Annotated in this window: 24 protein-coding genes and 1 pseudogene; 5 read left to right on the top strand and 20 right to left on the bottom strand. The window is 64.6% G+C overall.

Translation table 11 applies throughout. The annotated features are described in order from the left end of the window. Positions 1-215 (top strand): hypothetical protein (locus A9K66_RS30925; protein WP_210181208.1); only part of this gene is annotated, 215 nt, incomplete at its 5' end. A gap of 7 nt (positions 216-222) precedes the next feature. On the opposite strand, the gene A9K66_RS25630 is transcribed toward A9K66_RS30925, so the two are convergent. After that, entirely contained in the window at positions 223-504 is a 282-nt protein-coding gene (locus tag A9K66_RS25630; protein ID WP_067329080.1) for a hypothetical protein, read from the bottom strand. Positions 505-652: 148 nt separating this feature from the next. Here A9K66_RS25630 and A9K66_RS25625 point away from each other — a divergent pair, with 148 nt between their 5' ends. Then, positions 653-1519 (top strand): SDR family NAD(P)-dependent oxidoreductase, encoded by an 867-nt coding sequence (locus tag A9K66_RS25625; RefSeq protein WP_067329078.1) that lies wholly within the window; start codon positions 653-655, stop codon positions 1517-1519. Between the two features lie 109 nt (positions 1520-1628). Here A9K66_RS25625 and A9K66_RS25620 read toward each other — a convergent pair. From A9K66_RS25620 to A9K66_RS25610, 3 genes and pseudogenes are all read right to left on the bottom strand, one after another. Then, positions 1629-2021 (bottom strand): annotated as a pseudogene (locus A9K66_RS25620) (low affinity iron permease family protein); the annotation flags it as partial. Between the two features lie 264 nt (positions 2022-2285). Beyond that, positions 2286-2927, bottom strand: a complete 642-nt coding sequence (locus A9K66_RS25615) for a DapH/DapD/GlmU-related protein (protein ID WP_067329075.1) — start codon at positions 2925-2927, stop codon at positions 2286-2288. A 65-nt stretch (positions 2928-2992) separates the two neighbouring features. Then, positions 2993-3421, bottom strand: coding sequence for a CreA family protein (locus A9K66_RS25610; RefSeq protein ID WP_095802437.1), 429 nt, complete (start codon positions 3419-3421; stop codon positions 2993-2995). Positions 3422-3693: 272 nt separating this feature from the next. On the opposite strand from A9K66_RS25610, the gene A9K66_RS25605 reads away from it, so the two are divergent. From A9K66_RS25605 to A9K66_RS25595, 3 genes are all read left to right on the top strand, one after another. Further along, positions 3694-4278: an SCO family protein gene (locus tag A9K66_RS25605; protein ID WP_067329072.1), complete on the top strand. Its 585-nt coding sequence runs from the start codon at positions 3694-3696 to the stop codon at positions 4276-4278. A 77-nt stretch (positions 4279-4355) separates the two neighbouring features. Further along, positions 4356-5228, top strand: a complete 873-nt coding sequence (locus A9K66_RS25600) for a 50S ribosomal protein L11 methyltransferase (RefSeq protein WP_067329070.1) — start codon at positions 4356-4358, stop codon at positions 5226-5228. 96 nt (positions 5229-5324) lie between these two features. Beyond that, positions 5325-7169 carry an aminopeptidase P family protein gene (locus tag A9K66_RS25595; protein WP_067329068.1) on the top strand — a complete coding sequence of 615 codons (1845 nt, stop codon included), beginning with the start codon at positions 5325-5327 and terminating at the stop codon, positions 7167-7169. 3 nt (positions 7170-7172) lie between these two features. Here the strand turns inward: A9K66_RS25595 and A9K66_RS25590 are convergent, their stop codons facing one another. The 16 genes from A9K66_RS25590 to murD form a co-directional block, all read right to left on the bottom strand. Continuing rightward, entirely contained in the window at positions 7173-7469 is a 297-nt protein-coding gene (locus A9K66_RS25590; RefSeq protein ID WP_067329066.1) for an AzlD family protein, read from the bottom strand. After that, positions 7466-8194: an AzlC family ABC transporter permease gene (locus A9K66_RS25585; RefSeq protein WP_067329065.1), complete on the bottom strand. Its 729-nt coding sequence runs from the start codon at positions 8192-8194 to the stop codon at positions 7466-7468. The genes A9K66_RS25590 and A9K66_RS25585 overlap by 4 nt, the downstream gene beginning before the upstream one ends. A gap of 106 nt (positions 8195-8300) precedes the next feature. Then, positions 8301-8987, bottom strand: coding sequence for a TIGR02453 family protein (locus tag A9K66_RS25580; RefSeq protein WP_067329064.1), 687 nt, complete (start codon positions 8985-8987; stop codon positions 8301-8303). Then, positions 8987-11194, bottom strand: a complete 2208-nt coding sequence (ligA, locus tag A9K66_RS25575) for an NAD-dependent DNA ligase LigA (protein ID WP_067329062.1) — start codon at positions 11192-11194, stop codon at positions 8987-8989. The genes A9K66_RS25580 and ligA overlap by 1 nt, the downstream gene beginning before the upstream one ends. 156 nt (positions 11195-11350) lie before the next feature. After that, complete coding sequence (gene recN, locus A9K66_RS25570; RefSeq protein WP_067329060.1) at positions 11351-13006, bottom strand: DNA repair protein RecN; 1656 nt, start codon at positions 13004-13006, stop codon at positions 11351-11353. 8 nt (positions 13007-13014) lie between these two features. Further along, complete coding sequence (locus A9K66_RS25565) at positions 13015-13884, bottom strand: outer membrane protein assembly factor BamD (RefSeq protein WP_066990991.1); 870 nt, start codon at positions 13882-13884, stop codon at positions 13015-13017. A gap of 201 nt (positions 13885-14085) precedes the next feature. Continuing rightward, on the bottom strand, positions 14086-15033 hold the full coding sequence (gene lpxC, locus A9K66_RS25560; RefSeq protein WP_067329058.1) for a UDP-3-O-acyl-N-acetylglucosamine deacetylase: 948 nt from the start codon (positions 15031-15033) through the stop codon (positions 14086-14088). 424 nt (positions 15034-15457) lie between these two features. Continuing rightward, a complete protein-coding gene (gene ftsZ, locus A9K66_RS25555) occupies positions 15458-17113 on the bottom strand; it encodes a cell division protein FtsZ (protein ID WP_067329056.1) in 1656 nt (551 codons plus the stop codon). Between the two features lie 67 nt (positions 17114-17180). Beyond that, complete coding sequence (ftsA, locus tag A9K66_RS25550; protein WP_067329054.1) at positions 17181-18488, bottom strand: cell division protein FtsA; 1308 nt, start codon at positions 18486-18488, stop codon at positions 17181-17183. Continuing rightward, positions 18485-19426 carry a cell division protein FtsQ/DivIB gene (locus A9K66_RS25545; RefSeq protein WP_067329052.1) on the bottom strand — a complete coding sequence of 314 codons (942 nt, stop codon included), beginning with the start codon at positions 19424-19426 and terminating at the stop codon, positions 18485-18487. Before A9K66_RS25545 ends, ftsA begins: the two co-directional genes overlap by 4 nt. After that, on the bottom strand, positions 19414-20340 hold the full coding sequence (locus A9K66_RS25540) for a D-alanine--D-alanine ligase (RefSeq protein ID WP_066990754.1): 927 nt from the start codon (positions 20338-20340) through the stop codon (positions 19414-19416). The genes A9K66_RS25545 and A9K66_RS25540 overlap by 13 nt, the downstream gene beginning before the upstream one ends. Positions 20341-20651: 311 nt before the next feature. Beyond that, positions 20652-21617, bottom strand: a complete 966-nt coding sequence (murB, locus tag A9K66_RS25535; protein ID WP_067329050.1) for a UDP-N-acetylmuramate dehydrogenase — start codon at positions 21615-21617, stop codon at positions 20652-20654. After that, positions 21614-23020 carry a UDP-N-acetylmuramate--L-alanine ligase gene (gene murC / locus A9K66_RS25530; protein WP_067329048.1) on the bottom strand — a complete coding sequence of 469 codons (1407 nt, stop codon included), beginning with the start codon at positions 23018-23020 and terminating at the stop codon, positions 21614-21616. Before murC ends, murB begins: the two co-directional genes overlap by 4 nt. Then, positions 23017-24141, bottom strand: coding sequence for an undecaprenyldiphospho-muramoylpentapeptide beta-N-acetylglucosaminyltransferase (gene murG / locus A9K66_RS25525; RefSeq protein WP_067329046.1), 1125 nt, complete (start codon positions 24139-24141; stop codon positions 23017-23019). The genes murC and murG overlap by 4 nt, the downstream gene beginning before the upstream one ends. Before the next feature lie 6 nt (positions 24142-24147). Then, positions 24148-25299, bottom strand: a complete 1152-nt coding sequence (gene ftsW, locus A9K66_RS25520; RefSeq protein ID WP_067329044.1) for a putative lipid II flippase FtsW — start codon at positions 25297-25299, stop codon at positions 24148-24150. Next, on the bottom strand, positions 25299-26699 hold the full coding sequence (murD, locus tag A9K66_RS25515) for a UDP-N-acetylmuramoyl-L-alanine--D-glutamate ligase (protein ID WP_067329042.1): 1401 nt from the start codon (positions 26697-26699) through the stop codon (positions 25299-25301). The genes ftsW and murD overlap by 1 nt, the downstream gene beginning before the upstream one ends. Between the last annotated feature and the right edge of the window lie 4 nt (positions 26700-26703).

Genomic DNA, 26703 nt, shown 5'->3' with positions numbered 1-26703 from the left:
TCACCCGCCTTACCCGGCAACAGCGCAGCGATGCGCGCCCACTGGACGTTCGTCAGTTCGTACCGCTTGGCCATCCGTCGCGCTCCGAATCAGAACCCTCGGAACGCAATGAATCAACGCCAAACCGCGTTGAGAATCCTGAATGTAGATTGGACCTAGTTGCGATTACCTGGTTTACGCCGGACAGGCTGTTCGAGCGGCTCGTGGAAAAATAGCGGATTCTTACTCCCGCATCGCTTTCAGTTTTTCGGCCGCCGAGGCGGCAAGGTCGGCATAGCGCTCTTCCAGCCGCTCTGCGGCCTTGATGACGGGAAAGTCATGGCCGAACTTCTCCAGCGCCAGGCGCAGCTTTTCCGCGAAGTCCGCCTGTTGCTCCAGTGCCGAAAACAGGGTCTTGACCTGCGCCTCGCTGATATCGGGGTTGGCGAGCATCTTCGGCACATCCCGGCCCATCTGTTCGCCGGTGGCGGTCTGCTCCTTCAGGATTCCGATCCAATCGGTCAATGCCGAACTCCTTTTCTGGCAGCATGCGCGGGGCAAGCTGCTGCGGTCAACCCATTGCCGCTACCGCCGTCGATGATTGCAGCGATCAAGGCTTGCCTCGGCCCTGACCGGCGTTAAGTTCGGCTCGACCGGAATAAGGACATCAACCATGACCAGCGACCCCGAAATCCAGATCGCCCTGCCCGCTTTCGCCTTAGGCAATGTCGCCGTCGTCACCGGTGGCGCCAGCGGCATAGGCCTGGCGGCCGCGAAGCGCTTCGCGGCCATGGGCATGAAGACCGTGCTTGCCGACATAGGCGGCGTGCGCCTCGACCAAGCCCGGCAGGCGGTCGCCGTCATTGCCGGGGACGATGCCGTTCTCCCTATCCCCACCGACGTCTCCAAGGCCGACGAAGTCGACCGGCTCGCGGACCTCGCCTACGGTGCGTTCGGTGCGGTTTCGGTGCTGATGAACAATGCCGGCGTCGGCAACAATCCCGGCAAGCCGTGGGAAAACCGTGATGCCTGGAAGCGGCTGCTGGACATCAATTTCTGGGGCGTCGTGCATGGTGTCGAGGCCTTTGCGCCGCGCATGCTGGCTGCGGGCGAGCCCGGCCTGATCATCAACACCGGATCCAAGCAAGGCATCACCACGCCGCCCGGCAATCTCGCCTACAACGTCTCCAAGGCGGGCGTAAAGACCTTCACCGAGGGCCTGGCTCATGCGCTGCGCAACGAGCCTGGAGCGAAGCTTTCCGCGCATTTGCTGATCCCCGGCTTCACCTATACCGGCCTGACCGAAGGCGCGACGGAAAAGCCGGCCGGCGCCTGGACGGGCGAGCAGGTGATCGATTTCATGCTGGCATCGCTCAAGCAGGAAGACTTCTACATCCTTTGCCCGGACAACGAGGTCGTTCGGCCCATGGATGAAAAGCGCATGGCCTGGGCGATCGGCGACATCATCGAAAACCGCCCCGCTTTGTCGCGCTGGCATCCGGATCACGAGGACGCTTTCGCTGCCTTTATGAACCGCTGACGGGCCGTTCAGGCGGCGCCTTCTTCTTGGAACTTGCCTTCCCTGGCACGGTCTTCTTGGCGGCCGCCTCAGCGATCTTGCGGTCGCGCCCGGAACCGTTTTTTATCGTCATAGCCTGCTTGGCCGCTGTTTCGGCGATCTTGCGGTCGTGCCGTTTTGCCGCCGCTTCGCATTTGGCGCGGATCTCCTCGACCTCCGATTCCGTCAGGTGCTCGATGCCGATGAAATGGTTGTGGGCCTCGCTGACGCGAATCAACTCGTCGAGCTTGGTCTGGATTGCGGCGCCATCGCGGTTCTGCGTGTTCTGGATCAGGAACACCATCAGGAAGGTGATGATGGTTGTCCCGGTGTTGATCACCAGTTGCCAGGTATCCGAGAAGCCGAAGACCGGCCCAGTCGCGGCCCAGATCACTACGATCAGAACGCAGACGGCAAAAGTCAAAGGCATACCGGCCAGGTGAGCCACCCAATTGGCAACCTTGGTGAAAAGCTTTTCGATCATCCAGTCCTCACAAAACGCAAGAGCGCGGTATTTCGAGAGAAACAAGGGCCGGCCTCTCCGGTTCCCGCCGGCCCGATTTTCCGCCTGCACGCGCCTGCAATCGCATCACGCGGGAAGCGCATGACGACGAAAAAACACCTTATGCGTTTGTTGCCATAGTGCCGGTGCAGGTCGAAAGCCTGCTCGTTCCGCTTCACGGCGGCCTACCGCCGGCCCCTTCCGCCGCGCCACCCCCGCATGGCGGAAGGGGCGCGCTTCACGGGTTCAGGTCGCGGCGTTTTCCCAACGATCGAGGAAGGCCTCGATCGGCAACGACTGCATGTCCGGGATCGCCCTGGCGAGTTTTTCCGGCGTCCAGTCCCACCAGGCGAGGTCTTCAATGCGCGCCGCCACGTCGGCGCTAAAGCGCTGACGCAAGGGTTTTGCCGGAACGCCGGCGACGATAGCGTAAGGCGGCACGTCCTGCGTCACCACCGCGTTGGCACCGATGACGGCGCCATTGCCGATCATGATGCCTGGCATGATGACGGCGCCATGGCCGATCCAGACATCGTTCCCGATGCTGACCGGCTTTGCCTGCCGCCGCTCTCGAAATGCCGCGTCGACACCAAGCCAGCGGAAATATTCGTTGGGCCGGTAGCTTACCTTGTGCTGGGTCAGCCGCTCGATCGGATGCTCGAGCGCGTTGATGCGGCTGTTGGCGGCAATGGAGCAGAACTTGCCGATCGTCGTGTAGATCGCTTCCGAATGACGCTCGAAATAGGAAAAATCGCCGACCGTCACGTCGCGCAGGATCACCCGCTCGCCGATCGATGCATAGCGGCCAAGCTTGCACCCCTTCAACTCCGCGGTTGGATGGATGCGCGGCTCGGGATCCTTCGCAACGAGATGTTCAGGACGGTCCATGGCGCGGCTTTACGCCCGAGCGATTGGCCCCGCAAGCGTGACCAATCATCCGGGCGGATCGGAGCCTATTGCGGCTTGCCCTTGGCCCACACGACGTTCTGGCCATAGAGCGGCACGGTCGTGACCGACATCTTCGCTGAGCCGTTCTGGACCTGGCGCGAATGCGAGAGATAGATCAGCGTCTCGTTCTTCTTGTCGTAGATGCGGTTCACCACCTGTTTCTTCCAGATCAGGCTGAGGCCCTGCTTGAACACCTCTTCGCCGCGCTCGCTCATGTCGATGTCGCCGATGGTGATCGGTCCGGTCTGCCGGCAGGAGATCGACGAGTCCGACGGATCTTCGAACCAGTTGCCCTTGTGCAGCCGATCGATGATGCTGCGGTCGAAATAGGCGACGTGGCAGGTGACGCCGTCGACCTTTGGATCCTTGATCGCATCGATCATGATGTCGTTGCCGACCCAGTCGACGCCGACCTTGCCGACCTCGTCCGCCATCGCTGCGCCGGCGCCGAGGGCAACGCAGGCGGCAATCAAGCCGATCAGTTTTCGCAAGGAAGCCTCCTCGGGTTTTGCGTTTAGCCGATGTCAGGTGGGACAGGACAATGGCATTTGCAAGCCATTCGATGATCGTCGCGACGGAGGCGCAAGGTCTCGTGGTTGCGGCAACGCGACCTCTTTGCGCGCGCGCCGCCAAACCGCTAAGACTGTCGCCGAACAGGCCCGCGCCGGATCCGCCGGGCCGCGACGATCGCGACGGATAGTTTCTGATGATGCGCTCAATTCTGGTCGGCATCCTCGTCCTGATGGCGGCGGGCATCGGCTGGCTCACTTTCGACTGGTATCGCGGCCATTATGGCGGCCAGCCCTACGGCGCACCGTTCACACTGATCGACCAGAAGAGCGCGCCGATCACCGAGGCCGCGTTCCGGGGCCACCCAAGCGTGGTCTTCTTCGGCTTCACGCATTGTCCGGAAGTCTGCCCGACAACGCTGTTCGAAATGGCCGGCTGGCTGAAGACGATGGGCGACAGCGGCAAGAACCTCAACGCCTACTTCGTCACGGTCGACCCGGAGCGGGACACGCCGCAGATCGTCAATTCCTACGTCGGCAACTTCTCCGACCGCATCACCGGCATCACCGGCGACCCGGACAAGGTGCATGCAATGGCCAAGGCCTTCGGCATCTACTGGAAGAAGGTCGACACCGGCGACGGCGATTACACGATGGACCACACGGCCTCCGTGCTGCTCCTCAACGCCAAGGGCGAGTTCGCCGGCACCATCGCCTATGGCGAAAGCGCCGACACGGCTATTGCGAAGCTGAAGCGGCTCGCAGCAGGCGGCCAGGCGTGATCCCGAACCGAAGGTTTGCGTAGCAACAAGTGGAACCGGTTCTCGGAAATGATCACGCTCAAACATGAGTCGCCCTGATGGGGCAGACGAGGTTCCATTTCACCGCGGGCAAGGCCGAGGCTGACCGCATCTTCGCGGCGCTTGATGCAGCTTTCGAGGACGAAGGCCTGCCGCTTGCCCTGCTGGAGGTCGATGAGGCCAATGACATCCACGAAGTGTCGCTCTATGCCGATGGCGATGTCGATGCCGTCGCAGTCCGGATCAACGGCATACTCGCGGACCTGGGCCTGCCGAAGCAGGTCGAGCGCGAGGCGCTCCCCGACATCGACTGGGTTGCACGCTCGCTCGAAGGACTGAAACCGGTCCGCGCCGGGCGTTTCTTTGTCCACGGCGCGCATGATCGCGACAAGCGCCGCAGCGGTGACCTCGCCATTGAGATCGAGGCGGGTCTTGCCTTCGGCACCGGCCATCACGGCACCACGGCCGGCTGCCTCGAACTGCTGGAACAGGTGGTGCTGCGCGAACGCCCCGGCAACGCGCTCGACCTCGGCACCGGCAGTGCCGTGCTGGCGATAGCGCTGGCCAAGCTCGCGCACATCCCGGTGCTGGCGACCGACATCGATCCGGTCGCCGTTCGCGTCGCTGCGACCAATGCGCGACTCAATCACGTGAAGGCGCTTGTCGAGACGGTGACCGCGCCCGGCTTCCACCATCCGATCTTCGCCAGGCGCGCGCCCTTCGACCTCATCGTCGCCAATATCCTGGCGCGCCCGCTGATGCGGTTGGCGCCTGAGATGGCCAGGCACATCAGGCTCGGCGGCTCGCTGGTGCTCTCCGGCATTCTCGACCGTCAGCGCGATGCGGTGATCTCGGCCTATGTCGGCCAAAGCTTCCGCCACGTCCGCACCTTGCACCGCGAGGGCTGGGTGACCATCCAGCTCAAGCGCTGAAAACCGGATCGTTCAAGACTGGCCCTGTCGAAATCGATTCCGGTTTCGAAGACCTTGCGCTACGGTCGCGCGAGCCATTCCAGGAGATGCGGCAAAATGTTCCAGACCTTTGATTCCGCCGGCGATCCGGCTATCGGCAAGCCGCGCGTGGCGACGCTGCGCCAATGGCTGGCCGAGAACAAGCTGGACGGCTTCATGGTGCCGCGCGCCGACGAGCATCAGGGCGAATATGTCGCCGACCGCTCGGCCCGGCTGAAATGGCTGACCGGCTTTTCCGGCTCAGCCGGCGTCGCCATCATCCTGCGCGACCGCGCCTTCATCTTCGTTGACGGCCGCTACACGCTGCAGGTGCGCAATGAGGTCGATCTTTCGATCTTCACCGTCGAGAGCCTCGTCGACAATCCGCCGGCCTCCTGGATCAAGGACAATCTCGGCAAAGGGGCCAGGCTCGGCTTCGACCCTTGGCTGCACACGATCGGCGAGATCAAGGCATTGAAAGCCTCGGCCGAGCAGTCCGGCGCGAAACTGGTGCCGCTCGACAAGAATCCGATCGACATCATCTGGGAAGATCAGCCCGAGCCGCCGCGCGCACCGGTGGAACTCCACCCGATCGCCTTCGCCGGCGAGCTCGCCAAGGACAAGCTGGCGCGGCTGGCGGGCGCGATCGAAAAGGAGGGCGCGACGCACGCCGTGCTCACCGACCCTTCTTCCATCGCCTGGGCCTTCAACATCCGCGGCGGTGATGTGGCGCATACGCCGCTGGCGCTCGGCTTCGCCATTCTTGCCGCCGACGGCAACCATCAACTCTTTATGGACCAGCGCAAATTTTCGCGCCAGGTCGCGGCCTATCTCACCCAGCTTGCCGATCCGCACGATCCAGGCGAATTCGAAGCGGCGGTCGCCAACCTCGCCAAGGGCGGCGCAAAAATCGCGCTCGATCCCGTGCTGGCGGCGGAAAAGCTCAAGATGCTGGTCGAGGGCAATGGCGGCATCGTTGTCTCTGCGCCAGACCCCGCTCGCATTCCTCGCGCCACCAAGAACCAGACCGAGGTCGCCGGCAGCCGCGCCGCGCATCGTCGCGACGGCGCCGCCATTGCCAAGCTGCTCTGTTGGCTCGACCGCCAGCAGCCGGATACGCTCGACGAGATCGACGTCGTGACCAAACTCGAGGAGGTGCGGCGGCAGACCGGCGAGGAAACACAGATGCCGCTGCGCGACGTCTCCTTCGACACGATTTCCGGCGCCGGCCCGAACGGCGCCATCATGCACTACCGCGTCTCCCGCGCCACCAGCCGCAAGCTGCAAAGCGGCGAGCTGTTCCTGCTCGATTCCGGCGGACAATACCAGGACGGCACCACCGACATCACCCGCACCGTGCCGATCGGCCAGCCGACCGAAGAGATGCGCGAGCGCTTCACGCTGGTGCTGAAGGGCATGATCGGCATCTCGACGCTGCGCTTTCCGGCCGGCACGCGCGGTTCGGAAATCGATGCCGTCGCCCGCGTGGCCCTGTGGAAGCATGGCTGCGACTTCGCCCACGGCACCGGCCATGGCGTCGGCTCTTACCTCGCCGTGCATGAGGGCCCGCAGCGCATCGCCCGCACCGGCACCGAAAAACTGCTTGCCGGCATGATGCTGTCCAATGAGCCGGGCTATTACAAGGAAGGCTCCTACGGCATTCGCATCGAGAACCTGATCCTGGTCACGCCTGCCGAGCAGATCGAGGGCGGCGACATCTGCATGCACGGCTTCGAGACGCTGACGCTGGCGCCGATCGACAAGCGCCTCATCCGCAGCGACCTGCTGACCCGCGACGAACTGCACTGGCTCGACCAGTATCACGCGCGGGTTCTGGCCGAGATCGATCCGATGGTGGACGGCGAGACGCTGGCCTGGCTGGAGAAAGCCACGGCGCCGCTGCCGCACGACGCCAAGATCTGACTTCTAGCCGACGAACTGCCTGGCCAGAATCAGCACCGCGGCACCGGCCAAAAACATCGCCATCAGGCCGCCGCGCAGCGACACCAGCGCGGTGACGATCAGCGCTGCCCATTCGGCCGGTCCGGCGCCGAGCGCGGCAGGTGCCACAAGTGTCGTCAGCACAGCGGCCGGCACGGCGTTGAGGCCGGCCTCGACGCGCGGGTGGACGGTCTCGAAGCGCGAGATGACGAGATGGCCGCCGACGCGGGTGAGATAGGTGGCGACGGCGCCGGCGAGGATGATCCAGAAGGTCGTGCTCATGTGCGCTTCCCCACGCCGCTATGATGCGGCGGCAGAATGACCGCTAGGAGCACGCCGGCAATGGCGCCGATCGAGACATGCCAGGGCGAGCCGACCGTCTTGTAGGCGACGATCGAGGCGGCCGCGCTGGCGACGACCACCGGCAGCCACAGTGGCCGCCTGCGGAAGCCGAGAACCAGACCGAGGAAATAGATCGGCAGCAGGAAATCGATGCCCAGAGCATGGGTATCCGGGATCATCTTGCCGAAGACCGCGCCGAGCGCGCTTTCGGCCACCCAGAACACATAGACCGGCAGGCCGAGCCCGAGATACCAGACGAACCCGACCGATCGGCCGGACGTCGCGCGCGCCTCGGCCACGGCATATTGCGGATCGGTCAGGATGAAATAGCCCAGCGCCTGCTGCAGCAGCGGCCAATGCGCGATGCGCCGGCCGATGCCGGCGGAATAGAGCACGTGACGGAAATTCACCGCGAAGATCGAGAGCACGATCAGCCAGGGCGCGACATGCTGGCCGAACAATTCGATGCCGACCATCTGGCTGGCGCCGCCGAAGATCAGCGCGCTCATGAGGAATGCTTCCAGGACCGAAAACCCGTTGTCCACGGCAATCGCGCCGAACAGGATCGCGAACGGCGCGGAGGCGACGACGACCGGCATCGACAGCCGCACGCCGTCCCAGAAATCGCTCCTCGCACGGCTTTCGGAGATTGCTTCCGCCGTCATCCAACTGCTCCCTTGAGCGGCTTGATTTAGGGAGCGTCGCCCCGCTTGTCACACCAATTCGCTTGAGCCGACGATCAGCGGAACTGATTGCCGGGCTTTGAGCGGCTCAGGCAGCCTTGCCCTGGATCGCCCTGCCCCAATCGAGCAGCGGCTTGGCGCGCAAGGTGAAGCCGACGAGATCGTCAACTAACGCCGCCATGCAGATGGTTTCGGGATCAATATTATGCCGCACCACGAAATGGCGGTTGCGGACTGCTTGCGCCAGATCGGCTTCGCTGACGTCCTCGAAACCACGCGGCGCGCGCTTCAGGCAATCTTCCCTATCCAGCTCCAGCCCAGTCTTTTTCAGCGCTGAAACCATGGCGCGGAAGGCGGCCGGCTTCGTCACGATCGCCTTGCGCATCGCCTGCAGCAACTCCGGTCCGGGCTGCCACCAGGCGACGCCGGCAAAGCAGCGCTCGAGGCCGATATGCACATAGAACACGCCCTGCTCCATCTTGGTGCCGTCTGGCGACAGGATTGCCGACAGGTGCCGATTATAGGGGCGCTTGTCCTTGGAGAAGCGAACGTCGCGATTGATGCGGAACAGCGACTTCTTGCGGTCGCCGCGCAGGCCAAGTCCCGCCGCCGCGAAACGCTCGCTGAGCGCTTCGACGAGATCGCAGAATGGCTCGTGCAGCTCACTCTCGTAGAGACCGCGGTTTTCCTGAAACCATTCGCGGCTCTGGTGGAAGTCGAGCGCCTTGAGGAACGGAATGGCCTTCTCGCCAAAACCCTTGAACGCTCCGGCCATCAGCCGCCCCTGCCGATGCGCTGCAGCCAGGTGTCCTCGTCGATCACCTCGATGCCGAGATCGCTCGCAACCTTGAGCTTGGAGCCGGCGCCCGGACCCGCCACCACCAGATCGGTCTTGGCCGAAACCGAGCCGGCGACCTTCGCCCCCAGGCGCTCCGCCATCGCCTTGGCCTCGGAGCGCGTCATCTTTTCCAGCGTGCCGGTGAACACCACCGTCTTCCCGGATACCTCGCTGCCGGCCGAGATCTCGACCACATAGGGCTTGGGATGGACTTGCGCCAGCAGCGCATCGAGCACGTCGTCATTGCGCTCATTGCCGAAGAAGTCGCGCAAGGCGTTGATCACGGTATCGCCGATGCCGTTGATCGACGGGAACACGTCATGCGGATCCTGCGCCTTCGCCGTCTCCTTGCCGACGCGGATCAGTTCCTCGATGGTCGAGAACTGGCGGGCAAGCACCGCCGCCGTCGTCTCGCCGATATGGCGGATGCCGAGCGCGAAGATGAAGCGGTCGAGCTCCGGCTCGCGGCGCGCGTCGATGGCTGCGAACAGTTTGTCGAGGCCTTCGTAGTTGCGATCTTCGATGCTGCGCACATTCTTGCGCGTCTTGCCCGATGCGGCCTCGCGCAGTCTGGCCTGCTCCTCACGCCGCTCCGCCAACGCCTTGGTGACGGCCGGCCGGCGGTCCTTCAGCGTAAAGATGTCGGCGGCGGTCTTCACCAACCCGGCATTGAAGAACAGGTCGATGTTCTCGGCGCCGAGGCCCTCGATATCGAGCGCGCCGCGCGACACGAAGTGGCGCAGCCCCTCCACGGCCTGCGCTGCGCAGATCAGCTCGCCGGTGCAGCGGCGCCGCGAATCCTCCTTGCCGGTCTTCTCGTTGATCTCGCGCGTCGCCGGCGAGCCGCAGACCGGGCAGGTGTGCGGGAACTCATACGGCACCGCATCGGCCGGCCGCTTGTCGATGAGGACCCTGACGATCTGCGGGATGACGTCCCCTGCCCGCTGGATCACCACCGTGTCGCCGATGCGAACGTCAATGCCGTCGCGGATCGGCTGCCCGTTGCTGTCAAAACCCTTGATGTAATCTTCATTGTGCAGCGTGACGTTTTCCACCACCACGCCGCCGACCGTCACCGGCGCCAGCCGCGCCACCGGCGCCAACGTGCCGGTGCGGCCCACCTGGATGTCGATCTTCTCGACCGTCGTCATCGCCTGTTCGGCCGGGAATTTGTGGGCAACTGCCCAGCGCGGCTCGCCGGTCACAAAACCCCAGCGGCGCTGCAGCTCGAGCTGGTCGACCTTGTAGACGACGCCGTCGATGTCGTAACCCAGCGAAGAACGCTGTTCCTCGATCCGGTGGTAGTGCCCGATGAGGTCGTCGATCGACCTTGCCCGCACCATCAGCGGACTGATCTTGAAGCCCCATTCCTGGAACTTCTGCACGGAATCGTACTGGGTCGGAGCGGGATCCGCCGTCGTGTAGCCCCAGGCATAGGCGAAGAATTTCAGATTGCGGCTGGCGGTGACGGCTGGATCCTTCTGGCGCAGCGACCCGGCCGCCGTGTTGCGCGGATTGACATAGTCCTGGCCGCCGATAGCTGCCGAGCGCTGCTTCAACGCCTCGAACTCCGCGTAGGTCATGTAGACCTCGCCGCGGATTTCGATGACCTCCGGCCAGCCAGAGCCCTGCAACTTCTTCGGGATGTCGGCGATGGTCTTGAGATTGGCGGTGATGTCCTCGCCGACCGCGCCGTCGCCGCGTGTCGCGCCTTGCACGAAGATGCCGTTTTCGTAGCGCAGCGATGCCGACAGCCCGTCGATCTTCGGCTCCGCCGTGAAGGCGATATCGAGGTCCTTGTCGCGGTCGAAGAAGCGCCGGCCACGCTCGATGAAATCGGCCACGTCCTGGTCGGTATAGGCCTTGGCGAGGCTCAGCATCGGCACAGCATGCCGCACCTTGGTGAAGCCTTCCGCCGGCGGCGCGCCGACCCGACGCGACGGCGAATCCTCGCGAACGAGATCGGGAAAGCGCCCCTCGATGGCAAGGTTGCGCCGCGCCAATGCGTCGTATTCGGCGTCCGAAATCGTCGGCGCATCCTCCGTGTGGTAGCGCCGGTCGTGCTCGGCGATCTCCGCCGCTAGCCGCTTCAGCTCCTCCGCGGCCTCGCTTTCGCTCAGCGAATCGACTGGTTTTTCAGACATGAAGCGCGGTCCTCGAATTGTGGCGGGCCACTATAAATCAGGATTCGGTATGGAGGAGTCGGCTTGCGCAAAAATCATTGCCGAACAGCAGGATGCAGCCACCTGCTGACTCGGCATTCCAGCCGGGGATCAAGAAGCCTAGGCTGCCGCCGTGTTCTAGCGCAGCAACCGCTCAGCGGCGGCGCGCGCTTCATCGGTGATGGTGGCGCCGGCCAGCATGCGCGCGATCTCTTCCTGGCGCGCCGCGCGATCCATTTCGGCAACGCCGGTTGCGACACGGTCCTTGCCGCCGGACTTCGAGATTAGAAAATGCGTCGCGGCGCGCGCCGCCACTTGCGGCGCATGCGTGACCGAAAGCACCTGCACCCGCTTCGACAGCCTCGCCAGCCGCTGACCGATGGCGTCGGCCACGGCGCCGCCGACGCCGGTGTCGATCTCGTCGAAGACCAGGGTCGGCGCCGAGCCGCGGTCGGCAAGCGCCACCTTCAGGGCCAGAAGGAAGCGCGACAGCTCGCCGCCGGACGCAACCTTCATCATCGGCCCGGGCCGTGTGCCCGGATTGGTGCGCACCCAGAACTCGACCTGGTCGATGCCTTCTTCCATGCGGCCATCGGCATCGCTCACCATCTCGACGATGAACTCCGCCCGTTCGAGCTTGAGGGCCGGCAGTTCGGCCATCACCGCCTTGGTGAGGCCCGCCGCCGCCGCATGGCGCAGCGAAGAGAGCTGCGCCGCGGCTATGTCGTAAGCTTCGCGCGCGGCGGCTGCTTGTTTCTGCAGCCCGTGCAGGCGTTCCTCGCCCGCATCGAGATCGGCAAGGTCGGCCGCCATCGTGTCGCGCAGCTGCGCCAGATCGTCGACCGCGACATTGTGCTTGCGTGAGGCCGCGCGCAGCGAGAACAGCCGCTCTTCGGCCTTTTCCAGGCGCTGCGGATCGTATTCGGTGGCGCGTAGTGCTGTCTGGACGCCGGACTGCGCCGCGTCGAGCGAGATCATTGCCTCGTCCAGCGACTTGACCACATCGTCGAGCAGGCCCGGCACCTCACCCGATTTGCGCTGCAGCCGCCTGAGCAGGCTGGCGAGCTGCGGCAGGGGCGAAGACGGCCCCGACAGCACATCCTGCGCATCGTGAATCTCGGACGCGATCTTTTCGGCGCGCATCATCTGGGCGCGTAATTCGGCAAGCTCGGTCTCTTCGCCCGGCTGCGGATCGAGCTTCGCCAACTCGGCGACCGAGGCCCTGAGATAATCGGCCTCGCGCGCCGCCGCCTCGACCTTGGCGCGGTGCCGCGAAAGCTCCTGTTCGCAGTTCCGCCAATAGCGCCAGGCTTCGCCCGTCCCGCGCACGGCGCCGAGATGGCCGCCGAAACTATCCAGCAATTCGCGGTGGGCGCCGGGATCGACGAGCGCCCGCTCGTCATGCTGGCCGTGTATCTCGACCAGCGCGCGGCCGACGTCGCGCATCAGGGTCACGCTGGACGGCTGATCATTGACGAAAACGCGGGTGCGGCCGTCGGCGGTCTGCACGCGGCGCAGGATGATGTCGCCATCATCCTCGATGTCGTTGTCGGCAAGCAGCGCGCGCGCCGGGTGGTTGCGCGGCACGTCGAACACGGCGATGACCTGGCCCTGCGCCGCGCCATGGCGGACGAGCGAAGCGTCGCCGCGCGCGCCAAGCGCCAGCGACAGCGCATCGAGCAGGATGGATTTGCCGGCGCCGGTCTCGCCGGTCAGCACCGAAAGCCCAGGCAAGAAGTCGATGTCCAGCTTCTCGATCAGGACGATATCGCGGATCGACAGTCTGGACAGCATCAGAAGTGTCAGGCGCCGGTGATCAGCTTCCCGGCCTTGGAGATCCACGACCCGGCATTCTCGCGCGGTTCAAGCCCGTTGCTCTGCAGGAGCTTGTAGGAATCCTTGTACCACTGGCTGTCCGGATAGTTGTGGCCGAGCACCGCTGCGGCTGTCTGCGCTTCCGAAGTCAGGCCCATCGCGTAGTAGGCTTCGGTCAGTCGCGCGAGCGCCTCCTCGACATGGCGCGTGTTGGAGTAGTTCTCGACCACGGTGCGGAAGCGCTTGACGGCGGCGATATATTCGCGGCGTTCCAGATAGTAGCGGCCGATCTGCATCTCTTTGCCGGCGAGCTGGTCGGTGGCAAAGCGGATCTTGTCCTTGGCGTCGTCGACATACTCGGAATTCGGCCAGCGGGTCACCAGGTCCTGCATGGTCTGCACCGTCTGGCGCGCTTCCTTCTGGTCCTGGGTGACGTCCTTGATCTGCCGGTAGTAGCTCAAGCCGATGATGTACTGCGCATAGGCGGCATCGTCGGTTGACGGATAGAGCGTCAGGTAACGTTTGGCGGAACCGATCGCCTCGTCATAGTTGCCGGCGCGATAATCGGCGAAGGCGCCCATCACCATCGATTTGCGGGCGAATTCCGAGTAGGGATGCTGGCGGTCGACGGCGTCGAACTTCTTGCTCGCCTCATCGAGGCGGCCGGCATTCAGATTGGCGAGGCCCTGGTTGTAGAGAACGTCTGCGGGTTCGGTGTGGTCGACATAGGTCGCCAGATTGACGTCCTTTTCGGAGGACATGCAGGCCGACAGCATGAGCGACGGGGCGACCAACGAAAACGCCAGGAAAACAGCCCGATACGGCGCCTTCGATTGACCAACTCGCGAAAAAAACATGTTTGGATTCCGCCCTTTCGGCGTCGTTTCGGTCCCGGCCGCAGCCATAAACCATTATCCCCTTGCCCGGCAACGCTATGTCCGGCCAATCGCACATTTTTGTGGCGGTTTGGGACCGTCCCCAAAGCCGCTCGATTTCACGGGTTTGTGATGCATTTGCGCAACACCGGCTTCGCTACAAAGCCAGAAAATCGTTAAAAATCAGATGACCCAGGGCGCGTAGACCGGTCCGCTGACGGCGATCATTTCGGCGACCCGGCCGCGCTCGCGGCGCCGCGTCTCGACGATCTCGAAGGCCGTACGGTCCGAAAGCAGGCGGCGCAGCGCCGCCGCGTTCATCCGATGGCCGCCACGATAGGAGCGGAAGCAGCCGATGAAGCGCGCGCCGGCAAGCGCCAGGTCGCCCATGGCGTCGAGCGTCTTGTGGCGGGCGAATTCGTTCGGATAGCGCAGTCCGCCGACATTGATGACGCGGTTGTCGTCGCCGATGACCAGCGAGTTCTCCAGCGACGACCCGAGCGCGTAGCCGGCGGCCCACAGCCGCTCGACATCCTTCATGAAGCCGAAGGTGCGGGCCCGCGCGATGTCGCGGCGGAAGATGTCGGGGTTGATGTCGGAGGCGAAGAGCTGGCGGCCGATGGCCGGGCTCTCGAAGTCGATCTCGACCTCGAATCGCGTGCCGTCATAAGGACGGAACTCGGCCCAGGATGCACCGGCTTCGACGCGGATCGGCTTGACCACGCGGATATAGCGGCGCTTCACCGAAAGCGTCTCGATCCCCGCCTGGTCGAAGGCTTCGACAAAGGCCACCGCGCTGCCGTCGAGAATGGGAACTTCCGGACCGTCGATCTCGATGATGAGATTGTCGATGCCAAGTCCGAACACCGTCGCCATGAGATGTTCGACGGTTCCGATATGCTGGCCGACCGGATCGCCGAGCATGGTGCACAGGTCGGTGGCGCCGACCTCGGAGACCAGCGCGCGGAACTCGCGGAACTCGCCGCCATTCGCGAGGTGGAACACGATGCCGGTATCGGCGTCGGCGGGCAGGAAATGAACGGTGACGGGCTTGCCGCTGTGGACGCCGGTGCCGGTCAGCGTCACGCGCGCCTTAACTGTCGTCTGATAGTCGTGCAAGACAAACCCCATAAGCCCAAACCGCCTGTGTCCGCTTGTCAGCCTTAGGCATTATCGGCCCGACGGATCATCTGGCCTGCGCGCAAAAGCGGCGAATGAGCAAGGCAGCGGCTCTGATAACATCGGCAGGCAGGGCCAACTCCCCGAATCCCGGCAAACCGACTTTAGTCCGACGCGAAGATAGTGGCCCGTCCGGGAGACTCCAAATCACGGTTTCTTACCCCGTGTAACCGCTGCCCTGAACGAAGAAACACTCGTAATCCGTTGTTTCTCTATAACTTTTAAAGGCAACAGGCAGACGATTCTCTCGCCCGCCTGTTAACAGCTGTTATATATCGTTAGGGTATGTTCTGCCCGAAAGTGCACAGCGGTTTTGGGAGAACGACATTATCAAACATTGCTTAAAGCGCGCCGCACAGGCGGCGCGCTTTAACGATTAGTTCGCCTGGCGACGCAGGAACGCCGGGATCTCCAGCTGGTCGTCTTCCTGCACCGTGCGGCTTTGAGGCGTGAGGCGCCCCTGGTCGTCGAGCTGGCCGCGGCGCGGCGCATAGAGCTGCGGGTCCTGGCTGGCGAGGCGGCGCATTTCCGGTGCCGCCTGGCGCAGTTTCGGCTCGCGCGGCTGCGCCGGCTGCAGCCGGGCCGGCTCTTCCTCGCGGCGGGTCAGGCCGTTGGTCAGCCGCTTGATCAGCCCCATCGGTCCGCTGTTCTCATGATCCGCAGGGCGGCTCTTGGCCTCCACCTCGGCCCTCACGACCGGTGGAAAGTCCTCGACGCGCGGCATGCGCTGCGGCGCTGCAGCCACAGGCTGCGGCATCTCGCGCTGCGGCGCGGGCTGCATGACCGGCTGCTGGGCGATCGGCTGCGGCTGAGGCTGGGCCGGCGGAGCCTGGAAGATCTTGCTCTGCGGGCGGAAGTCGTCGACCGGCGCGGGGCGCGGCTGTGCCATCGCGGCGGCGTTCGCCTCTGCAAGCTGGATCGCCTCGGCAACCGGATCGACGGCGCGCGGCTCGTAGGCCTGCTGCTGAACCGGTGCGGGACGGCTTTCCTGAACAGGTGCCGCGGGACGGGCGACCGGCTTCTGCGGCGCGCGGATGGAGATTGGCGCCGCGGCGATTTCGGCCGCCGACTTGTCGATGCCGGTAGCGACCACCGAGACGCGGATCACGCCTTCCAGTTCCTCGTCGAAGGTGGCGCCGAGGATAATGTTGGCGTCCTGGTCGACCTCCTCGCGGATCCGGGTCGCGGCTTCGTCGACCTCGAACAGGGTGAGGTCGCGGCCGCCGGTGATCGAGATCAGCAGGCCCTTGGCGCCCTTCATCGAGGTCTCGTCGAGCAGCGGGTTGGCGATCGCCGCCTCGGCGGCGGCCATGGCGCGGCCCTCGCCCGAAGCCTCGCCGGTGCCCATCATCGCCTTGCCCATCTCGCGCATCACCGAGCGGACGTCGGCGAAGTCGAGATTGATGAGGCCTTCCTTGACCATCAGGTCGGTGATGCAGGCAACGCCGGAGTAGAGTACCTGGTCGGCCATGGCGAAGGCATCGGCGAAGGTGGTCTTGTCGTTGGCCAGCCGGAACAGGTTCTGGTTGGGGATGACGATGAGCGTATCGACGCATTTCTGCAGTTCCTCGATGCCCATGTCGGCCGTCTTCATGCGGCGCTGGCCCTCGAAATGGAACGGCTTGGTGACGACGCCGACGGTGAGGATGCCCTTTTCGCGCGCCGCGCGGGCAACGACGGGTGCAGCGCCCGTGCCGGTGCCGCCGCCCATGCCGGCGGTGACGAAGCACATATGCGTGTTGGACAGATGATCGATGATCTCGTCGATGCACTCTTCCGCCGCCGCGCGGCCGACTTCCGGCTGCGAGCCGGCGCCGAGGCCTTCCGTGACATGCGCGCCGAGCTGAATCAGCCGCTCAGCCTTCGACATCGTCAGCGCCTGCGCGTCGGTGTTGGCCACCACGAACTCGACGCCGCGCAAGCCGGCTGTGATCATGTTGTTGACCGCGTTGCCGCCGCCGCCGCCGACACCGAACACGGTGATGCGTGGCTTAAGCTCGGTGATGTCCGGCTTCTTGAGATTGATGGTCATAGTCTCCGTCCTTTGCCTTTCCCGCCGCCTCGCCGCTGCGGCCGCCTTTGGGGCTGTCCCCGTCAAATTAAAAACTGTCTCTCAACCACTGACCCATGCGATGCAGTTTTCCGCCCGTTCCGGTCATCCTGAAACCGGAAAGTCCTTTCGCCGAATGGCTCTCGAAGCTCGCCATTTGAGGATAGATCAGAAGCCCGACCGGGGTCGAAAACGCCGGCCCCTTGGCCGCTTCCGGCAGGCCTGCCACGCCGAGCGGCCGGCCGATGCGCACGTTGCGCCCAAGAATGCGGCGCGCCGCCTCCGGCAGGCCCGCCAGTTGGCTGGCGCCGCCGGTGAGGACGACCCGCTTGCCGACGGCGTTGCCGTAGCCCGATTTGTTCAGCCGGTCGCGCAAAAGCTCCAGCGTCTCGTCGATGCGCGCCCGGATGATCCGCGTCATCACCGAGCGCGGGATCTGTAGCGGCAGCTCGCCCTCCTCGCCGATCGGCTGGATGGAAACCAGGTCGCGGTCGTCCGCACTGCCCGGCAGCGCAGAGCCATGCATTACCTTCAATCGCTCGGCGGCGTCGAGCGAAGTCGACAGCCCCTTGGCCATGTCGAGCGTCACATGATTGCCGCCGATAGCGATGGCGTCGCCATGCACGAACTTGCCTTCCGAGAACACCGAAATCGTGGTCGTGCCGCCGCCCATATCGATGCAGGCCGCGCCCATTTCGAGCTCGTCGTCGACCAAAGCCGCGAGACCGCTGGCATAGGGCGTCGCCACCATGCGCTCGACCGACAGATGCGAGCGGTTGATGCAAAGCTCGAGATTGCGCATCGGCGCAGCATCGCCGGTCAGCACATGCATATCGACGCCCAGCGTCTCCCCGACCATACCGCGGGGATCCCGCACGCCGCGCTCGGCATCGAGCGAGAAGCCGACGGGAAGCGAATGAACCACCTCTCGCTCGGCCCGCAGCGCCTGCTTCGCGCCGGCAGCGAGCACGCGCTTGATGTCGGCTTCCTCGACCTGATGGCCGCCGAGATTGATGGTTGCCGAAAAGGCCTCGCTCTTCAGCCGGCCGGCCGTCATGTTGACGATAAGGGAATCGACGGTGAGCCCCGCCATGCGCTCGGCGGCGTCGACGGCGAGACGGATGGCATGCTCGGCGCGGTCGAGATCGACCACGACGCCCGACTTAACTCCCTGCGACTTCTGATGGCCGATGCCGATCACCTGGATGCGATGCGAGCGGCCGCGCAACAGCTTGCCGTCCTCGCGCGGCTTCAGCTTCGCCACCACGCAGCAGACCTTGCTCGAGCCGACATCGAGCACCGTCAGCGTGCCCGACCGGCGCGAAGAGGCATCACCGCCGCCGCCAAGCCAGCTCATATCTTCGTCTCCGGCTTGCGTTTCGTCAGGGTCTTCGGCTTGTCGCTGAGCGCGGCTTCGCGCTGCGTCGCCGCTTCCGGCGAGAGCTCGACGACCAGGCGATCGGACAACCTCATGTCGACGGCAGCGATGTCGCGCGTCAACAGTCCGTTATCATGGTCAAGCTTGACGAGCTCGGCGATCGCCTGATCCTCGCCGTCTTCCGGCAGCTTCACGGTGATGCCGTTCTCCAGCTTGAGATCCCAGCGCCGCTCGCCGACACGAATATAGCCTTTGACCCGCGCCGCCAGCTCGGGATAGCGCTTGATCCTCTCCAGGAAATCCGGCGCCTTGGCCGGCGCGCCCGTGCCGATGATCAGCGGCAGCAAAGCCTGCTTGCCGCCCGAGAACGGCGCGATCACCTCGCCCGACCGCTCGATGACCGAAAGCGAATTGCCCTGCTGCCAGAGCGCGAAGGGCTCACGCTCCTCGACACGGACCTCCAGCGTGTGAGGATAGATCTTGCGCACCGCCGCAACCTCGACCCAGGGCAACGTCGCGATGCGCTCGCGCGCAGCCTCGGCATCAAAGCCGATCAGCGACGTCCAGCCATCGAGGCCGAGGCGGTCCAGGATATCGATCTCGGAAGTCTGGCGATTGCCGACGACCTTGATCTGGTCGACGGCAAAACCGGTTCGGGCCGTCACGCCCTGCACGATGCTGTCGGCGTAGCCGCCGAGATAGGCCCCGTAGGCTCCGGCGGAAGCCAACAAGGCAGCCGAGAGGATCGCAGCCGAGAAGCGCGGCGCCTCGTACTCGCCATCGCAGAGACGGGCAAGCAAACGCACCGGCCGCCGCAGCTGGCGCGGCAACACGAAATGGTCGAACGATAGCGGCACGCCGAACAGCGCGGGCCCAGTCCCGCGGCCCTTGCCCTGGCCCCACCTCAACGCAGACACGAAGCGTCCTCCACCATCCAACTCAACAATTCACCGAACGAATGCCCCGCTTGCGCGGCGATTTCAGGCACCAGAGACGTCGGCGTCATGCCCGGCTGGGTGTTGATCTCGAGCCAGACAACCTCGCCGTTTTCGGAGTGACGGTCGTCGTAACGGAAGTCCGACCGGGAAACGCCCCGGCAGCCGATAGCAAGATGAGCCTTGAGGGCCAGTGTCTGTATTTTTTGGTAAATATTCGGTGAAATTTTTGCAGGGGTTTCGTGTTTTGATCCACCCGGGACGTACTTTGAATCGTAGTCGTAGAAGGAATGACCGGTCGGGATGATTTCACAGACCCCGAGCGCCACGTCACCCATCACCGCGCAGGTCAACTCGCGCCCGTGGATGTAGCGCTCGACCATGACGATCTCGCCATACTTCCATTCGGACGAGCCGATGACTTGCGGCGGATGCGACTGCCCCTCGTGCACGATGACGACGCCGAAGCTCGAGCCTTCATTGACCGGCTTCACCACGTAAGGCGGCTTCATCGGATGCTTGTTCTGGACGGAGAAGCGGTTGACCACCTTCGATTCCGCGACGGGAATGCCGGACGCCTTGGCGACCTTCTTGGCCTGCTCCTTGTTCATGGCCAGCGCCGAAGCGAGCACGCCCGAATGGGTGTAGGGAATTCCGAGATATTCGAGAATTCCCTGGATGGTGCCATCCTCGCCGAACGGGCCATGCAGCGCGTTGAAGGCGACATCGGGCTTGAGCTCGGCAAGCACAGACCCGACATCGCGCGAAACATCGACGCGGGTGACCTGATAGCCTTCATTCTCGAGCGCATCCGCACATGCCTTCCCCGACGACAGAGACACGGGCCGCTCCGAGGAAAATCCCCCCAGGAGAACAGCCACATGCTTCTTCTTCATCCCGCCTTCCCCTTTCACGCCGGGCCTGCAACCAATATTTCCGCACGCAACATTTCCGCACATTGAGTCCGAGTCTTCCGGCAGGTTGCCCCCCCAGACGGAAAACGCGGGTAACGCGTCAAACGACTCAAATCAGGAAACGCTTTAGAGCAGAGAATCAGAGAGTTGATTCCCTGGCAAGTACCTATGATTCCGAGAGATTCACTTTCCGCGAAAACGGGCGAGAAAAGTGTGTTGTTGAGTCTTTGCGGTAACGCTTGACGGCGTCGCCGACGACGCAAGTTCAAGCACTACTTGAACATCGCAGCGAGCTAAAGAAGCTGGCCCAGGAACTCCTGCACCGCGTGACCCGGCCGGAAGTTGCCCAGCCGCTTGATCTCCCAATGCAAGCGGATGCCCGAATTTTCCAGCACCCGCGCGCGCACCGTCTCGCCGAGATATTCGAGATCGTAGCCGGTCGCCGTGCCGGTGTTGATCATGAAGTTGCAGTGCATGGGAGACATCTGCGCGCCGCCGATCATCAGCCCGCGGCAGCCGGCCTTGTCGATCTCTCTCCACGCCGACGAGCCTTCCGGGTTCTTGAAGGTCGAACCGCCGGTCTTCTCGCGGATCGGCTGCACCGTCTCGCGATGGTTCTGCACGGCATCCATCGCCGCCTTAATCGCAACCTTGTCTTGCGGGATGCCCTCGAAGATGGCGGAGGTAAAGATCAACCCGCCAGGCGCCGACGAATGGCGGTAGGCATAGCCCATATCCGCATTGCTCAGCGTATGGACATTGCCTGCGCGATCGAGCGCCTGCACCTCGACCACGCGCTCGCGCGTCTCGACGCCATTGGCGCCAGCGTTCATCCTCAGCGCCCCGCCGACAGCGCCCGGAATGCCGTGATAGAAATGGAACCCGCCGATGCCGGCTTCATAAGCCACGGCAGCCAGACGCTTGTCCGGCGTTGCCGCGCCAGCCTTAATGGTGGTCGATCCGGTGACTTCGGCCTCGCCGAAGCCCTTGGCGGAGAGCCTCACCACAAAACCGGGGATGCCGCCGTCGCGCACCAGAAGGTTTGAGCCGACGCCGACGACCGTAATCAGGATTTCCTCCGGCACCGCGCGCAGGAAGGCCGCGAGGTCCTCCTCGTCGGCCGGCTGGAACAGCGCTTCCGCCAGCCCACCGGCACGGAACCAGGTGATCTTGTCCATCTCGGCATTGGGCGTGACGCGGCCGCGCAGGCCGGCAAGCTTGTCGCCGAGCTTGTCGATCAGGTCCTGGCCGCGCATCATGAGGGGCCCCCACCGAGTTCCTTGGGCAGCGCATAGGCCCATTGCGTGATGTTGCCGGCGCCAAGGAAGATGACGAAGTCGCCGGGCTTGGCAAGTTCGCGGACGGCCGGCGCGACCGCCGTCGGGCCTTCGATATAGCGCGCGTCGCGATGGCCGCCGGCACGGATGCGCGACACCAGCGCGTCCGAGGTCACGCCCTCGATCGGTTCCTCGCCGGCCGCGTAAACGGGCGCCACCATGACCGTGTCGGCATCGTTGAAGCAGACGGAAAACTCATTGAACAGGTCGTGCAGCCGGGTGAAGCGGTGCGGTTGCGCGATCGCGATGACGCGGCCCTTTGTGGCCCCGCGCGCGGCCTTGAGCACCGCCGCGATCTCCACCGGGTGGTGGCCGTAATCGTCGAAGACCTCGACGCCGTTCCAGGAACCGGTGTGCGTGAAACGCCGCTTGACGCCGGCGAAGGATGACAGGCCTTTCTTGATGGCTTCGGCGGACAGACCGAGCTCGTGCGCGACCGCGATCGCCGCCGTCGCGTTGGAGACATTATGGCGGCCGGGCATGGGCAGTCGCAGACCTGTGATCGTCGTCGTGCCCCGTCCCTTGCGGTCGCGGATCACCACGTCGAACTCGGATGTAGCTCCGTCCATGCGATGATTGGCGAAGCGCACGTCGGCCTGGGCATTCTCGCCATAGGTGATGACGCGCCGATCCTCGATGCTGCCGACCAGCGCCTGCACCTCCGGATGGTCGGTGCACATCACGCCGAAACCGTAGAACGGAACGTTCTCGACGAACTGGCGGAAGGCCTCGCGCACCTTGTCGAAGCTGCCATAGTGGTCGAGATGCTCGGGGTCGATGTTGGTGACGACGGCGATGTCGGCCGGCAGCTTGAGGAAGGTACCGTCGCTCTCGTCGGCCTCGACCACCATCCACTCGCCGTCACCCATGCGGGCATTGGTACCATACGCGTTGATGATGCCGCCATTGATGACGGTCGGGTCGAGCCCGCCGGCTTCGAGCAGCGTCGCGACCATGGAGGTGGTCGTCGTCTTGCCATGCGTGCCGCCGATGGCGACCGCCTGGCGGAAGCGCATCAGCTCGGCCAGCATCTCGGCGCGGCGCACGACCGGCAGCAGTTTCTCGCGCGCCGCCTTGAGCTCTGGGTTGGATTTCTTGATGGCGGTCGACACCACGACCACCTCGGCCTCGCCGATATTCTCGGCCTTGTGGCCGACGAAACATTCGATGCCCTTGTCGCGCAGCCGCTGCACATTGGCGCCGTCCGCCTGGTCCGAGCCCTGCACCTTGTAGCCGAGATTGTGCAGCACCTCGGCAATGCCGCTCATGCCGATTCCGCCGATGCCGATGAAATGCACGAGGCCGATCGTCTGCGGCATCTTCATGCGCGCGTCCTCCTGTAGTCGGAAACCGTTTTGCCGGACGCAATAGCCTCTGCGAGATCGCCGAGCAACCGCGCCGCGTCGGGTTTTCCGGCCGAGCGGGCAGCCGCGGCCATTGCGGTCAGCCGGCCGGGATCCTCCATCAGCCCGCCGACCAGCGCGGCGATCCGCTCGGCCGAGAGCGTCGATTGCTGATGGACCTCGGCCCCACCGGCGGAGGCAAGTGCCGCGGCGTTCGCCGCCTGGTCGTGATCGAGCGCATGCGGGTAAGGCACCAGCAGCGCCGGGCGTCCGATGACCGCGATCTCCGATACGGTCGAGGCACCGGACCGCGACATCACCAGATGTGCGGCCGCCATGCGCGCCGCCATATCGGTGAAGAAGGGCGAGACCTGCGCGTCGACGCCGAGATCGGCATAGGCGGTCTTCACTCGCGCCACGTCTTCCGCGCGCGCTTGCTGGGTGATCGCCAGCCGCTTGCGCTGCGCTTCGGGCAAAAGCGCGATCGCCGCCGGCACAGCATCGGAAAAGAACTGCGCACCCTGGCTGCCGCCGAAGACCAGGAAGCGGAACGGCTCGCTGGCATCCGACGCGACATAAGGCGATTTCGCCGCTTCAAGTATCTGCGGCCTCACAGGATTGCCCGTGGTCACCGTCTTGGCGCCGGCCGCGCTTTCCCCCTCTGGCAGGAAACCGCCGGCAATCGCATCGACCCGGCTCGACAGCGCCTTGTTGGCACGGCCCATGACGGCGTTCTGCTCATGGATCAGCGTCGGCACCTTGCGCCGTGTCGCCGCATAGAGCGGCGGCAATGTCGGATAGCCGCCGAAGCCGACGACGACGTCGGGCTTGATCCTGGCGATGACACGCCCCGCTTGCCGCACGCCTTGCCAGATCGCCCAGAAGGCGGCGAGCACGGCGAAGGGATTCTTCGAGCCCAAAGTCGCCGAGCGGATGGAGTGGATCGCGGCGGCGGGAAAGTGGCCGGAGTAGCGCTCCGCGCGGCGGTCGGTGGCAAGATGCACCTCCCAGCCCCGCTCGATCAGCTCATGCGCAAGCGCCTCGGCTGGGAACAGATGTCCGCCCGTTCCGCCGGCCGCCAGCAGGATGACACCCCTCGACATCCCGCCTCATTCCGCCGGCATGGCGCGCTGCGAGAAGGCGTAGCCAATCTGCTTGCGCTTTTCGGGATGCCTGCGCGTCAGCGCCAGCACCATGCCCATCGAGACGGCAATCGCGATCTGCGAGGAGCCGCCGTAGGAAATGAAGGGCAGCGTCATGCCCTTGGCCGGCATCAACTGTAGGTTCACGCACATGTTGATGGCCGACTGCAGGCCGAAAATGGTGACGAGCCCGCCGACGGCGTAACGGGTGAAGTCGTCATGCTCCTTGAGCGCGATGCTCAATCCGCGCAGCACGATGAAAGCGAAAATCGACATGATGAAGAAGCACATGATCAGCCCGAACTCCTCGCCCGCGACCGAAAACACGAAGTCGGCGTGGCTGTCGGGGATGACCCGCTTCACCGTGCCCTCGCCTGGGCCGACGCCGAACCAGCCGCCATTGATCAGCGCCTCGCGGCCCATGTCGACCTGGAAAGTGTCGCCTTCGCCGGTGAGGAACTTGTCAATGCGGGCGGCCACATGCGGAAACACTGTATAGGCCGCGAACACGCCGCCGACGCCGGCAGCCCCCAGCGCGACGATCCAGAACCACGGCAGGCCGGCCATGAAGAACATCACGCCCCAGGTGCCCAGCACCAGCATGGTCTGGCCGAGATCCGGCTGCGCGATCAGCAGCGAGATCACCAAGGCCAGCAGCAGCATGGCGAACAGATTGCCGGGAATGTCTGGCTGGCGCTTGTGCTCGGCAAACAGCCAGGCGCAAATGATGACAAAGGCCGGCTTCAGGAACTCGGACGGCTGGATCGAGAGCCCGGCGAGCGATACCCAGCGCCGCGCGCCCTTCACCTCGACGCCGATATAAAGAACCGCCACCATCAGCACCAGCATGATGCAGATCATCGCCAGCGACATGCGCCTTATTTGTCGCGCTTCCAGGAAGGAAACCGCGAGCATCACGACGAGCGCCGGGATGGTGAAGATGATCTGTCTTGTGGCGAAGTGGAAGCTGTCGAGACCGATGCGCTCGGCGACCGCCGGGCTTGCGGCGAAGGACAAGACGATGCCGAGCCCCATCAGCGACAGGAATGCCGCCAGGAACCAGCGATCGATCGTCCACCACCAGGTTGCGACCGGACTTTTGTCGAGACGGCTTTGCATCAACGTGGCCCTCCGATGGGTTTCACCCCATCAATAGCAGTCGCAGCTTGCCTGAAGGCTTCGCCGCGAACCTCGAAATTCTTGAACTGGTCGAAACTGGCGCAGGCCGGCGAAAGCAGGACGACGGCCTCGCCGCCGGTGTCGCCCGCGGCGTCATGGGCGGCGTGCTCGACCGCGGCCGCCAACGTTCCGGAAATTTCGTAAGGCACCGCCTCGCCGAGCGTGGCGGCGAAAGCGGGAGCGGCCTCGCCGATCAGATAGGCCTTGGCGATGCGTGGGAAGAAACCGCGCAGCGGCTCTATCCCGCCTTCCTTGGGTAGGCCGCCTGCGATCCAATAGATGCGGTTGAAGCTCGACAGCGCGGGAGCCGCCGCATCGGCATTGGTCGCCTTGGAATCGTTGACGAACAGCACATGATCCTTGCGGCCCACCTGCTCCATGCGGTGCGCCAGCCCCGGGAAGCTTTCCAGCCCCGCCTGGATCTCGCCGAGTTCCAGCCCGACCCTGAGGCAGGCGGCCACGGCGGCGAGCGCGTTCTGCGCATTATGCTGGCCGCGCAGCGAGCCGATGCCTTCCAGGAATGCGGTGCGGCTGTAGCGACCGTGCACGGCTTCCATCAGATTCGTGCCGTCAGCGAAATAGCCGTCGGTCAGCGGCAGGCGCTTGGAAATGCGGATCACTTGCCGGCCTGCCCGCTCCAGCCGGTCGGCGATCTGGGCGCACCAGGAATCGTCGACGCCGATGATCGCGGTGTCGCTGCCGGCGACCAGCCTTTCCTTGATCGAGGCGTAATGGGCCATGGTGCCGTGGCGGTCGAGATGGTCAGGCGTCAGATTGAGCAGGATGCCGGCGGTCGGATTGATCGAGGGCGCGAGATCGATCTGGTAGGAAGAGCATTCCACCACATAGTGCCGTTCGGGCTCGGGCGGATCGAGCGTCATGATGGCGCGGCCGATATTGCCGCCCATCTGGGTGTCGCGTCCGGCCGACTTCAGGATGTGCGCCGTCATCGCCGTGGTCGTCGATTTGCCGTTGGTGCCGGTGATCGCGACGAAGGGTGCGGCCGGCGCGCGCTGGATGCGCTCGCGGCAGAACAGCTCGATATCGCCGATCACCTCGACGCCGGCGCCGCGCGCCAGTTCCACCGTCCAGTGCGGCTTCGGGTGCGTGAGCGGCACCCCGGGCGACAGGACAAAGGCCGCAAAACGCGACCAGTCGGCGCCGCGCAGGTCGCCGGTCGCGATCCCGGCGGCTGCTGCCTTGGCGACGCTGTCCGGATTGTCGTCCCAGGCGAGGATCTCGGCGCCGCCGGCGATCAGCGCATGCGCGGTGGCAATCCCCGACCCGCCGAGCCCGAAGAGCGAAACGCGTTTGCCTGCAAATGAAGCGGCGGCGATCAAGCGG

This window comes from Mesorhizobium sp. AA23, from assembly GCF_001672435.1.
In the GTDB taxonomy this organism is placed as follows: Bacteria; Pseudomonadota; Alphaproteobacteria; order Rhizobiales; family Rhizobiaceae; genus Mesorhizobium.
Note: the sequence above shows the minus strand (reverse complement) of the source record. Positions and strands in the feature narration are given on the sequence as shown.

What these genes read in the sequence shown, in the direction of transcription:
- A9K66_RS25625 (WP_067329078.1), top strand. Translation starts at nt 653, where the DNA reads ATGACCAGCGACCCCGAAATCCAGATCGCCCTGCCCGCTTTCGCCTTA.
- A9K66_RS25615 (WP_067329075.1), bottom strand. Translation starts at nt 2,927, where the DNA reads ATGGACCGTCCTGAACATCTCGTTGCGAAGGATCCCGAGCCGCGCATC.
- A9K66_RS25610 (WP_095802437.1), bottom strand. Translation starts at nt 3,421, where the DNA reads ATGGCGGACGAGGTCGGCAAGGTCGGCGTCGACTGGGTCGGCAACGAC.
- A9K66_RS25605 (WP_067329072.1), top strand. Translation starts at nt 3,694, where the DNA reads ATGATGCGCTCAATTCTGGTCGGCATCCTCGTCCTGATGGCGGCGGGC.
- A9K66_RS25600 (WP_067329070.1), top strand. Translation starts at nt 4,356, where the DNA reads ATGGGGCAGACGAGGTTCCATTTCACCGCGGGCAAGGCCGAGGCTGAC.
- A9K66_RS25595 (WP_067329068.1), top strand. Translation starts at nt 5,325, where the DNA reads ATGTTCCAGACCTTTGATTCCGCCGGCGATCCGGCTATCGGCAAGCCG.
- A9K66_RS25590 (WP_067329066.1), bottom strand. Translation starts at nt 7,469, where the DNA reads ATGAGCACGACCTTCTGGATCATCCTCGCCGGCGCCGTCGCCACCTAT.
- A9K66_RS25585 (WP_067329065.1), bottom strand. Translation starts at nt 8,194, where the DNA reads ATGACGGCGGAAGCAATCTCCGAAAGCCGTGCGAGGAGCGATTTCTGG.
- A9K66_RS25580 (WP_067329064.1), bottom strand. Translation starts at nt 8,987, where the DNA reads ATGGCCGGAGCGTTCAAGGGTTTTGGCGAGAAGGCCATTCCGTTCCTC.
- ligA (WP_067329062.1), bottom strand. Translation starts at nt 11,194, where the DNA reads ATGTCTGAAAAACCAGTCGATTCGCTGAGCGAAAGCGAGGCCGCGGAG.
- recN (WP_067329060.1), bottom strand. Translation starts at nt 13,006, where the DNA reads ATGCTGTCCAGACTGTCGATCCGCGATATCGTCCTGATCGAGAAGCTG.
- A9K66_RS25565 (WP_066990991.1), bottom strand. Translation starts at nt 13,884, where the DNA reads ATGTTTTTTTCGCGAGTTGGTCAATCGAAGGCGCCGTATCGGGCTGTT.
- lpxC (WP_067329058.1), bottom strand. Translation starts at nt 15,033, where the DNA reads ATGGGGTTTGTCTTGCACGACTATCAGACGACAGTTAAGGCGCGCGTG.
- ftsZ (WP_067329056.1), bottom strand. Translation starts at nt 17,113, where the DNA reads ATGACCATCAATCTCAAGAAGCCGGACATCACCGAGCTTAAGCCACGC.
- ftsA (WP_067329054.1), bottom strand. Translation starts at nt 18,488, where the DNA reads ATGAGCTGGCTTGGCGGCGGCGGTGATGCCTCTTCGCGCCGGTCGGGC.
- A9K66_RS25540 (WP_066990754.1), bottom strand. Translation starts at nt 20,340, where the DNA reads ATGAAGAAGAAGCATGTGGCTGTTCTCCTGGGGGGATTTTCCTCGGAG.
- murB (WP_067329050.1), bottom strand. Translation starts at nt 21,617, where the DNA reads ATGATGCGCGGCCAGGACCTGATCGACAAGCTCGGCGACAAGCTTGCC.
- murC (WP_067329048.1), bottom strand. Translation starts at nt 23,020, where the DNA reads ATGAAGATGCCGCAGACGATCGGCCTCGTGCATTTCATCGGCATCGGC.
- murG (WP_067329046.1), bottom strand. Translation starts at nt 24,141, where the DNA reads ATGTCGAGGGGTGTCATCCTGCTGGCGGCCGGCGGAACGGGCGGACAT.
- ftsW (WP_067329044.1), bottom strand. Translation starts at nt 25,299, where the DNA reads ATGCAAAGCCGTCTCGACAAAAGTCCGGTCGCAACCTGGTGGTGGACG.